Annotated in this window: 7 protein-coding genes and 1 pseudogene; 6 read left to right on the top strand and 2 right to left on the bottom strand. The window is 61.4% G+C overall.

Going from position 1 to position 8,279, the window contains the following annotated elements:
* A pseudogene (locus tag Mhypo_RS16410) lies at window positions 1–646 on the bottom strand (transcription-repair coupling factor); the annotation flags it as partial.
* Between the two features lie 110 nt (window positions 647–756).
* Between Mhypo_RS16410 and Mhypo_RS16405 the strand changes: the two are divergent.
* The 4 genes from Mhypo_RS16405 to Mhypo_RS16390 all read left to right on the top strand — a co-directional run bounded on the left by Mhypo_RS16405 (window position 757) and on the right by Mhypo_RS16390 (window position 4,798).
* Window positions 757–1,446, top strand: coding sequence for a pyroglutamyl-peptidase I (locus Mhypo_RS16405; protein WP_307724518.1), 690 nt, complete (start codon window positions 757–759; stop codon window positions 1,444–1,446).
* Entirely contained in the window at window positions 1,443–2,642 is a 1,200-nt protein-coding gene (locus tag Mhypo_RS16400; RefSeq protein WP_119342328.1) for a lipid-A-disaccharide synthase-related protein, read from the top strand. The genes Mhypo_RS16405 and Mhypo_RS16400 overlap by 4 nt, the downstream gene beginning before the upstream one ends.
* Window positions 2,632–3,510 (top strand): glycosyltransferase family 2 protein, encoded by an 879-nt coding sequence (locus tag Mhypo_RS16395; RefSeq protein ID WP_119342327.1) that lies wholly within the window; start codon window positions 2,632–2,634, stop codon window positions 3,508–3,510. The genes Mhypo_RS16400 and Mhypo_RS16395 overlap by 11 nt, the downstream gene beginning before the upstream one ends.
* 79 nt (window positions 3,511–3,589) lie before the next feature.
* A complete protein-coding gene (locus tag Mhypo_RS16390; protein WP_119342326.1) occupies window positions 3,590–4,798 on the top strand; it encodes a glycosyltransferase family 4 protein in 1,209 nt (402 codons plus the stop codon).
* Here Mhypo_RS16390 and Mhypo_RS16385 read toward each other — a convergent pair.
* Window positions 4,737–5,408 (bottom strand): glycosyltransferase family 2 protein, encoded by a 672-nt coding sequence (locus Mhypo_RS16385; protein ID WP_307724519.1) that lies wholly within the window; start codon window positions 5,406–5,408, stop codon window positions 4,737–4,739. The two genes, Mhypo_RS16390 and Mhypo_RS16385, sit on opposite strands and share 62 nt — an antisense overlap.
* A 28-nt stretch (window positions 5,409–5,436) precedes the next feature.
* Between Mhypo_RS16385 and Mhypo_RS16380 the strand changes: the two genes are divergently transcribed.
* Window positions 5,437–6,618, top strand: coding sequence for an MFS transporter (locus Mhypo_RS16380; RefSeq protein ID WP_119342324.1), 1,182 nt, complete (start codon window positions 5,437–5,439; stop codon window positions 6,616–6,618).
* Window positions 6,600–7,769 carry a polysaccharide deacetylase family protein gene (locus tag Mhypo_RS16375; RefSeq protein ID WP_240637300.1) on the top strand — a complete coding sequence of 390 codons (1,170 nt, stop codon included), beginning with the start codon at window positions 6,600–6,602 and terminating at the stop codon, window positions 7,767–7,769. Before Mhypo_RS16380 ends, Mhypo_RS16375 begins: the two co-directional genes overlap by 19 nt.
* Window positions 7,770–8,279: the final 510 nt, after the last annotated feature.

Here is an 8,279-nt window from a genome sequence, read left to right as displayed (position 1 = left end):
GGGGCCTGTAGGGCAGGGGCAGGGTGGGTAGCTCGGGCCCCCCCAGGCCAAAGGTCACCCGATCCCGCCCTGCTATTAGGGGCCAGAGCGCCTCGGGGGCCAGGGCTGGGGTATCGAGGTAGACCGTGCCGGGGAAGTGCAAGATTTTGTGGGCGTCCCAGGTCTCGGCCTTGCCTTCGCGGGCCGTCAGAATGTAGCGCTGCCGGGGTTCGCCGGCCACCTTGAGGCCATCGAGTTCATCGCCAAAGAACTCCATTCGTACTTCTTCTAGCTCGAGCACATCCCCCTGTACACGGTAGTCCTCCTCGCGCAGGTAGCCCATGCGATAGAGGCGCTCGAGCAGGTCTTCGCGCAGGTAGCTGCGGCCCACCTCGAGCACCAGCCGCCAGTTTTCGGGCTGCGCCGGAAACGCCTCCAGGGCCTGGGGGTAGCTCATCACCACCACCTGTGCCTCGCCAACGGCCTCCAGGCCGGGGTTCACGTAAGCCGAGACCCCCAGCGCCCCCAGGTCGGCATACAGACTCAGGCGCTCGGGGGGACAGAGCAACACCCGAGGGCCTTCGCCCTGGGCAAAAAGCAGCGCACGGGCCACCTGGGGCAGGCCGGGCAGGTAGTGGTTGTGGATGGATTGTGCAGTTGTGTTCATAAAGTGGGCTATTTCTGCATAACAAACCTTTCCACCAGGGGAGCCCTGGAGGAGCACCGCAGTCTACCCCGGCGCCTGGGTTGCAAAGGAGGACTTGTTACACTAACAGCGTGAAGATTCTGGTTACCGGTTTTGAGCCTTTTGCCGGATTACCGCACAACCCCAGCAACGCTTTGCTCGAGCACCTGCCCAACCGGCTGGGCCAGGCCGAGTTGGAGCGGGCCACGCTGCCGGTAGACACCCTCCGGGCGCCCGAGGCCCTGCAGGAGCTCTACCGTCGTCACCAGCCTGCCGCTGCGCTCCACCTGGGGCTGGCCGCAGGCCGGGCACTCCTGTCGCTCGAGCGCCTGGCGGTAAACCTGCTCGACTTTGAAATCGCCGACAATGGCGGGCACCGCCTGCAAGACACCCCCATTCTGCCGGGGGGCCCCCTGGCCCTGCACACCCGTCTGCCCTTACGGGCCATCCAGGCCCGTTGGGCCGAGGCGGGCATTCCCGGCGTGGTCAGCAACAGCGCGGGGCTGTATCTGTGCAACCAGGTGATGTATCTGGCCCTGGCCACGCTGCCGCTGGAGGCGCCTGCCGGATTCATCCACCTGCCCCCCGACGAAACCCTGGCCCTGCACAAGCCCCAGGCATTTGTGCCACTCCGAACCCAGGTCCAGGCCATCCTCCTGGCCTTGCAGGTGACCCTCGAGCCGTTGCCCAAGACCGGGCCAACGTCCACCCCACAGCAGAAGATGCCCGGTACTGGGGCTTCGAGAAGCCTGTCCAAATCGCGCAAGGTTGAATCGGCATGACCGATGTGCTCATCATCTCAGGCGGCAACGCCGAAGACCTGATAGGCGCTTCTCTCTGCGCATACCTGGAGGGCCTCTCGCTGGCGGCCCTGCCCCTGGTGGGGGCTGGCAAGCGGTACGAAGGCAAGGTCGAACGCATCCTGGGCCCTCGCACCCAGATGCCCTCGGGGGGCTTCCCCTTCAATAGCCTGGAGAACCTGATTGCCGACCTGAAGGCTGGTTTTCATCTGGAAATCGTCCGGCAGATCCGGGCCGCTCAGCTTGCCCGGGACGAGGTGCGGGCAGTGGCCGCAGTGGGCGACGCCTACACCCTGGCCATCGGCGTGCTAGCCTCGGACTGGGGGCGGCTGCCGCTGTTTCACCTTCAGCCACAAATATCTCACTACTACTGGGGGGGCCGTAGCGTCTGGGAGCGGCTCAAACAGCCCAACCAGTTTGCCGCCGAGGACTACCTGTTTTACGAGCGCTGGATGCACCGCTTCGTGCAGGCCGTATACGTGCGCGACAAGCTGAGCGAACAGCGCGCCCAGCAGCTTGGCATGCACAAGGCCCGTTTCGTGGGCAGCATGGCCATGGATACCCTATCGGCCCCCGAACGCAACCTGAGCGAGGTGCTGGATGGCAGGCCGGTGCTGGTCTTGCTGCCCGGCACCCGCGGTGACGTGCGCTTTAGCCTGCCCCTGATGCTCGAAAGCGCGGCCCTGCTTCCCGAAATGCAAGGCCTGGTGGCCTGGGCCGGCGACTTCCAGCACGTACCGCTACCGGAGGGCTGGCGCCTCGAAGTGCAGGACGAACACACCGCCAGCGCCGTATCCACACAGCACCGGGTCTGGCTGTTGCGGGGTGCCTTCTCGGCCATTTTGCACGTGGGGCAGGTCGCCATCGGCACCGCCGGGACCGCCAACGAGCAGGCCGCCGGGATGGGCATTCCGGTAGTAGCCTTCCCCACCCCTGGCCCTCAGTACATCTACCCCAACGCCTTGCGTCAGAGTCGGTTGCTGGGCAAAGCCCTGCGCCTGGTGGAACCTAGCCCCAGGGCCGTGGCCGAAGCTGTGCGGGTTTTTCTGACGGATGAAGCAGCTCGTGCGGCAGCGCGAAGGGAGGGCCTCGAGCGCAATGGGCCCCGGGGAGCCTTGCCCCAAATTGCCCAGGAGATTCGTCAAACATTGGCTTTGGGGGGTGCCCATGCCGGATAGCGTGCTGGCCCTGGTGGTCACCCACAACCGCAAAACGCTCCTCGAGGAGTGTTTACAGCGCATCCTGCAACAAACCTACCCGCCCGCCGAGGTGCTGGTGCTGGATAACGCCTCAACCGATGGCACCGAGGCAATGGTGCGGCAACAGTTCGCCGCGCTTCGCTACGTGCGTCTGCCCGAAAACACCGGCGCGGCAGGTGGATTTCATCATGGCCTGGCCCTGGCCAGGGGCCTGGAATACGACTGGATCTGGCTACTCGACGACGACGCGCACCCCGAGCCGGACAGTCTTTTCCTTATGCTCGAGGGCCTTCGCAGGGTGCGGGGGATGGGCCTCGAGCCCAACCTATTGCTAAGCCGGCTGGTCTGGACAGATGGGCGCCCTCACCCCATGGGCATCCCTTGGCCCGACCTCCGCCGCCCCGCCTTGCTGCTCAAGTCCAGGAAGCAGAAGCTGTTGCCGATACGCTTTGGCACCTATGCTTCTATGCTGGTCAGCCGTGCTGCCGCCATGGCACATCCCTTACCCACCAGGGACTACTTTCTCTGGAACGACGACCTCGAGTACTCTGGTAGGCTCTTACGCCGTGGCCTGGGCTTCCTGGTTCTGGATAGCGTGGTAGTACACAAAACCCGCAATCCCTTTAGCTCGGCAATCACCGCTACCGACGAACAGTTTTACCTCGAGGCCCGCAACCGGGCCTGGCTGGTGCGCTCCGATGCCTTTGGCCCTCTAGGAAAAACCTTCTGGGCGCTCAACAGCCTGGGGGTGTTTGTGGCCAGGCTACGCGAGCGGGGTTTGGGGGGCGCAAAGATAATCTGGAAAGGGTGGCTCGAGGGTCTTCGCAATCCCCCACCCAGATACTGAACTATTCGCTCACCGCCGGGTTCATTCGCGGCGAAACCTCAGCAGAAGCAACAATTGTCGGCTGTGCTAACATATACCCGTGCGCCTGTACCGCATCGGCCTGTTCACCGACGCCTACCTGCCAGGGCCAAACGGGGTCGCCACCAGCGTCTATTTGCTCAAGCGCGAGCTGCGCCGCATGGGACACGAGGCCTGGGTGCTGGCCCCCGAAATGCCCGACGCCGACCCCAGGGAGGAGTGGGTGGTGCGGGTGCCCAGTGTGGCCTATCCTTTTTTCGAGAATCAGCGCCTGGCCATGCCCAGCAGCCGCCTGCTGCCCACCGAGTTCGAGATCTTCCACACCCACACCCCCCTTTTCATTGGCATCTGGGGAGCCCGGCTGGCCTACCGCAACCGCTTACCCCATGTTTCTACCTTTCACACCCACCTGGAAAAATACGCCCACTACATCCCCGGTGTGGCTACGCTGGACAAATACGTGGGCATCATGCAAAAGGTCTGTCAGGCCTTCTACAACCGCGCCGACGTGGTTATTGCCCCCACCGACCCGGTCAAGAAGCTGGCCGAGAGCTACGAAATCGAGCGCGAGATTAAGGTAATTCCCACCGGCATCGACACCGACATCCTGCAAGCTGCCCCCGACCCGGTTTCGCCCTGGCCGTCGGGCAAGCGGCGTTTGCTCCATGTGGGGCGTTTGGGCAAGGAAAAAAGCGTGGATGTGGTGATCCGGGCTCTAGCCGAGATTCGCCAGGAATCGGATGCGCACCTGGCCCTGGTGGGGATGGGGCCCGACCAGGAAGAGCTAACCCAACTGGCCCACCAACTGGGCGTCGGGGAGCACATTACCTTCGTGGGGCCTGTGCCCTACGAAAAAATCGGCGGCTACTACCGCATGGCCGAGCTATTTTTGTTTGCCAGCGAGACCGAGACCCAGGGACTGGTAATCTGGGAAGCCCAGGCCGTAGGCGTGCCGGTGGTGGTGGTGGGCGCCGAGGGCACCCTGCAAGGGGTGGAGGTGGGCAGCAGCGGCTATCTGGTGCAACCGGGCGACCATCGTGAGATGGCCCAACGGGCGCTGGAGCTACTGCGGGATGAGAACCTGCGGCAGCGTTTTAGCGAAGGGGCCCGTAAATTTGCCGACCGGCGCACAGCCCGCCGGGTGGCTGAACAGATTGTGGCCATCTACGACGAGGCGACTCGGCTGGTGGAGTTTGAGCCGCGCCGGCTCAAGATTCCCTTCCCTCGGTTGCCGCAAAATAGCCTGTCGAATTCCCGCCAAGGTTCATAGCCTGCCGCCACAAAAAAGGGAGCCAACCTCCCCGAACTCGGCGGGCTGAAGTGAGTACCAGGGCATCACGCACGTAGCGAACCTGGCCCTTACTCATCAAGTTCCACCCCAGAATTACGTCCTCTCTGGCCTCGACCATGGGGTAGCCCCCCAGCTCCAGGGCAGTCTGGCGGTGGAAAGCCATGTTCGCAGCGGCCAGGTTGGGCTTGCCCAAAAGCGCCATCATCTTCAGAAAAACGCCATAGCCCAGTTCGGTAAGTTCCTCCTGCCAGGCCGGAAGTCCAAACATGCGCATGGGGCCATAGAGAGCCACGCTGTTCTCCATGTGGGGTCGCAGGGCCTCGAGCCAGCCCGCTACCGGCCGGCTGTCGGCGTCGGTCGTGGCCACCCAGTCGCCCGTAGCCGCTTCTAGTCCTGCCTGGCGCGCCACCGCAACCCCCGGGGTAGGACAGTTGACCAGCTTGACCCCCATTTCCACCACCAGCTCGCCCGTCCGGTCAGTTGAACCATTGTCCACCACGATAATTTCGTCGGGTGGCAAGGTCTGAGCCTTGAGTGCATGTAAGCACCCTAATATAAATTGTTCTTCATTTCGAGCCGGAATTACCACCGAGATACGCACAGGTATACTCTAAGCCGTGCGCCTCAAGTTACAACGTCTTTCCCCCTGGCGCCTCAAAGGATTGTCGGCGGTAGCCCGCCTGATACTGGCCTGGGGCTTATTGGAGGGGGTTCGCAACGGATTCTACGCCGGATACCTGGCTATTCATGGGGGCAGCCTGGGCTTCACCCTGGCCGTGATTGGCACCGCCTGGAGCATTCACCTGTTGTCGGACAGTTTTAGTAAAAGCCTGGGCGGTTATCTTTCGCAAAAGCTGGGCATGGGTATTGTCACCCTGGTCGGCGGGGCGGTAGGGTTACTGGCATTGCTGACTGTGCCTTACGCGCAGTCACCAGTTTTGTTGTTTAGCCTCAGTCTGGTCTGGGGGGTGTCGCTTTCGGCCATCTTCCCCGGCTTGCTAACGCTTAGCAGCCAGGTAGCTGTACAGGGACGGGAGGGCCGGGCAGTCACCCTGACCAACATGCTGACCGCTCCCTGGACGGGAATTGGTGTGCTCGGAATAGGTTTTTTGACCAAGGTCAATCCTGGCCTGGCCTTGAACATCCTCGAGTGGATACAAATAGCGGTTATCCTGATCGGCCTTTCGCTCATCTTCCGGCCCGAACGCGTTCGCCCACCAAGGCAAGAACTCTATCCGTGGCGACGGCTTTTGCTCTTCATTCCCGCTGCCTTTGGGCAGACCTTTGCCCCAGCTTTGTTCAGTTTTTACATTCTCAAGTACGCCCAGGGGCTGGGCCTGAGCATGTTCTGGATCACCGTCCTGATCGTACTGGGGGGGGTCATCTCCACCGTTTTGCTCATCTGGACAGGTCGCCACGCCGACCGCAACAGCCCCCGTGAGCTGCTGATTGTGGGGCTATTGTTCATTGGTTTGGCCATGATTGGCCTGGGCCTGAAACCCGAACTTCCCGTTTTGCTGCTGCTGGCCGTGGTGGGTGGGGTAGGCTTTGGCTGCTTTGGCCCGGCCTGGAATGCGCTTGTGGTGCGCTTGTTGCCAGAAAACAACCGGGCCGCTGCCTGGGGTACTCTGATGACTGTGGAAGGGCTGGGACACGCTACTGGCCCGGCAGTCGGGGGCGTGCTGGCCGCAGCAATTGCCAACAACGCGCCTTTCTTTGCCGGTGGAGCAATTATGCTGTTGCTTAGTGTATTTTACGTAGTGGCTTTGTGGAGGCCCTGGTGGACATCGCAACCCTGATCGGTTCGCTGGTCGTTGCCGTATTGCTGCTTTACGCCCTGGCCGAGGTGCTGGGCCGCTGGATGGGCGTTGGAGCACTGGCCTGGGGCAACCGGGCCGAACCCAAAATAGCCCTGACTTTTGACGATGGCCCCTCAGAACAAACCGAGGCCATTCTGGAGCTGCTGCAAAAATACAACCTCAAAGCCACTTTTTTCCTGACCGGTCAGCAGGCCGAACAACGACCCGACCTGGTGGAAAAGATGGCCTCGGCAGGCCACCAGCTCGAGGCCCATGGCTACTGGCACCGTCCCGCCGTGCTGATGGCCCCCTGGACGGAGTGGGTACACATTCAGAAGAGTCCTGGAAAATTCTACCGCCCTCCCTGGGGCATTCACTCCCCCTTTACCCGCCTTTTCGCCAGAATGCAGGGCAAGCAAGTTGTACTTTGGGATATTGAATCGCAAGATTGGCTGGACAAACCCGCCGAACAACTCGTGCAGCGAATGATGTTTTATATCAAAGGGGGTTCGGTGGTGCTGTTGCACGACGGCCCGGCCCGAACCCTCAGCGTACTGGAGTTACTGCTGCCCAGGCTGGTGGAAAACGGTTATCAACCGGTCAAGCTAGGTGAGCTTCCCCTAAAACCCCTGAGCCCGCGCCAGGGCTTGATCCGGATTAATCAGGGCTACGAGGAACGCTACGACCGAAAGGTGGGCAACATCAAGGTGGGGTATCGTTACAACCACATCCTGCGCCTGGAACTCCAGCCCTACCCCGGCCCCGACCTGCCCGAGTACCCCAAGGGGACGCCCTGCGCCCACATCCACTTTGAGTCGGCCCGTATGGCCGACATGACCCCCATGCAGGTCTTGCGGGCCTTCCGGGAAACTTTCAGAGAGTCTGTGAAATTTCTTGAGGAGCACCCCGAGGTTCGGTTTCTGTTCGGCTACAGCTATCTGGGGCAAGGGGCGCTGGCCCTGGGATTTAAGACCCATCCAGTGCCTAAAGCTATGGAACTGCAGTCCAAAATTACTACCGCCTGGTTTGCCTGGCTCTACCGGGGCGAGATCGCGCGTCACCTGTTCACCGACCCTGCCCAGGTGGTGTATATCAGCCGTGAAACCATCCTGGACAAGTATGGGCCAAAGCCCAAGGCCGAGCTCCATTAAGCTGCGTCTCTCCTGGGACAAAGGATTCCTAACCCTAGGAGGACTCGATCTTTGTGAAGAGCACTCTAGGGCGATTTGCAGTTTGATCCGAGGGTATGAGAATGGCAAACCATGTCCCAAATGATGCTTCTGCTCGTTTTCAGCCCAAGGTTATACCGGATTCAAAAAGACAGTTTACATAACCAAAAAACCCCATAGGTTGTCTTTTTGAATCCCAGAGCACACCCTCCCGAACGGTCGGCGAAGAAAGCGTCTCCCTTCCAAGGGGCGGTATCGCCCTCCGCTACGCGGATAACTTCCAAGGGGCGGTATCGCCCTCCGCTACGCGGATAACTTCGGTCGGGTTGATTCGTACCGAATGGTAACGAATCAAGCGAATCTGGTAAGTACACTCACGATAGACTTTTACTATGGGAAACTTTCGGTACATTGAGTTGAGCAGCGAAGAGGATGAGCGGCTGAGGGCCATCGAGCAGAGCCCGCACATGAACAAGAAGGTCAGGCTGCGCA

The sequence above is a fragment of the Meiothermus hypogaeus genome (assembly GCF_003574035.1).
GTDB classification, from domain to species: Bacteria; Deinococcota; Deinococci; order Deinococcales; family Thermaceae; genus Meiothermus; species Meiothermus hypogaeus.
This window is presented reverse-complemented; position numbering and strand designations above follow the sequence as displayed.

Excerpts from the sequence above, each read along its gene's own strand:
- Mhypo_RS16400 (WP_119342328.1), top strand. The coding sequence starts at position 1,443 with ATGACCGATGTGCTCATCATCTCAGGCGGCAACGCCGAAGACCTGATA.
- Mhypo_RS16395 (WP_119342327.1), top strand. The coding sequence starts at position 2,632 with ATGCCGGATAGCGTGCTGGCCCTGGTGGTCACCCACAACCGCAAAACG.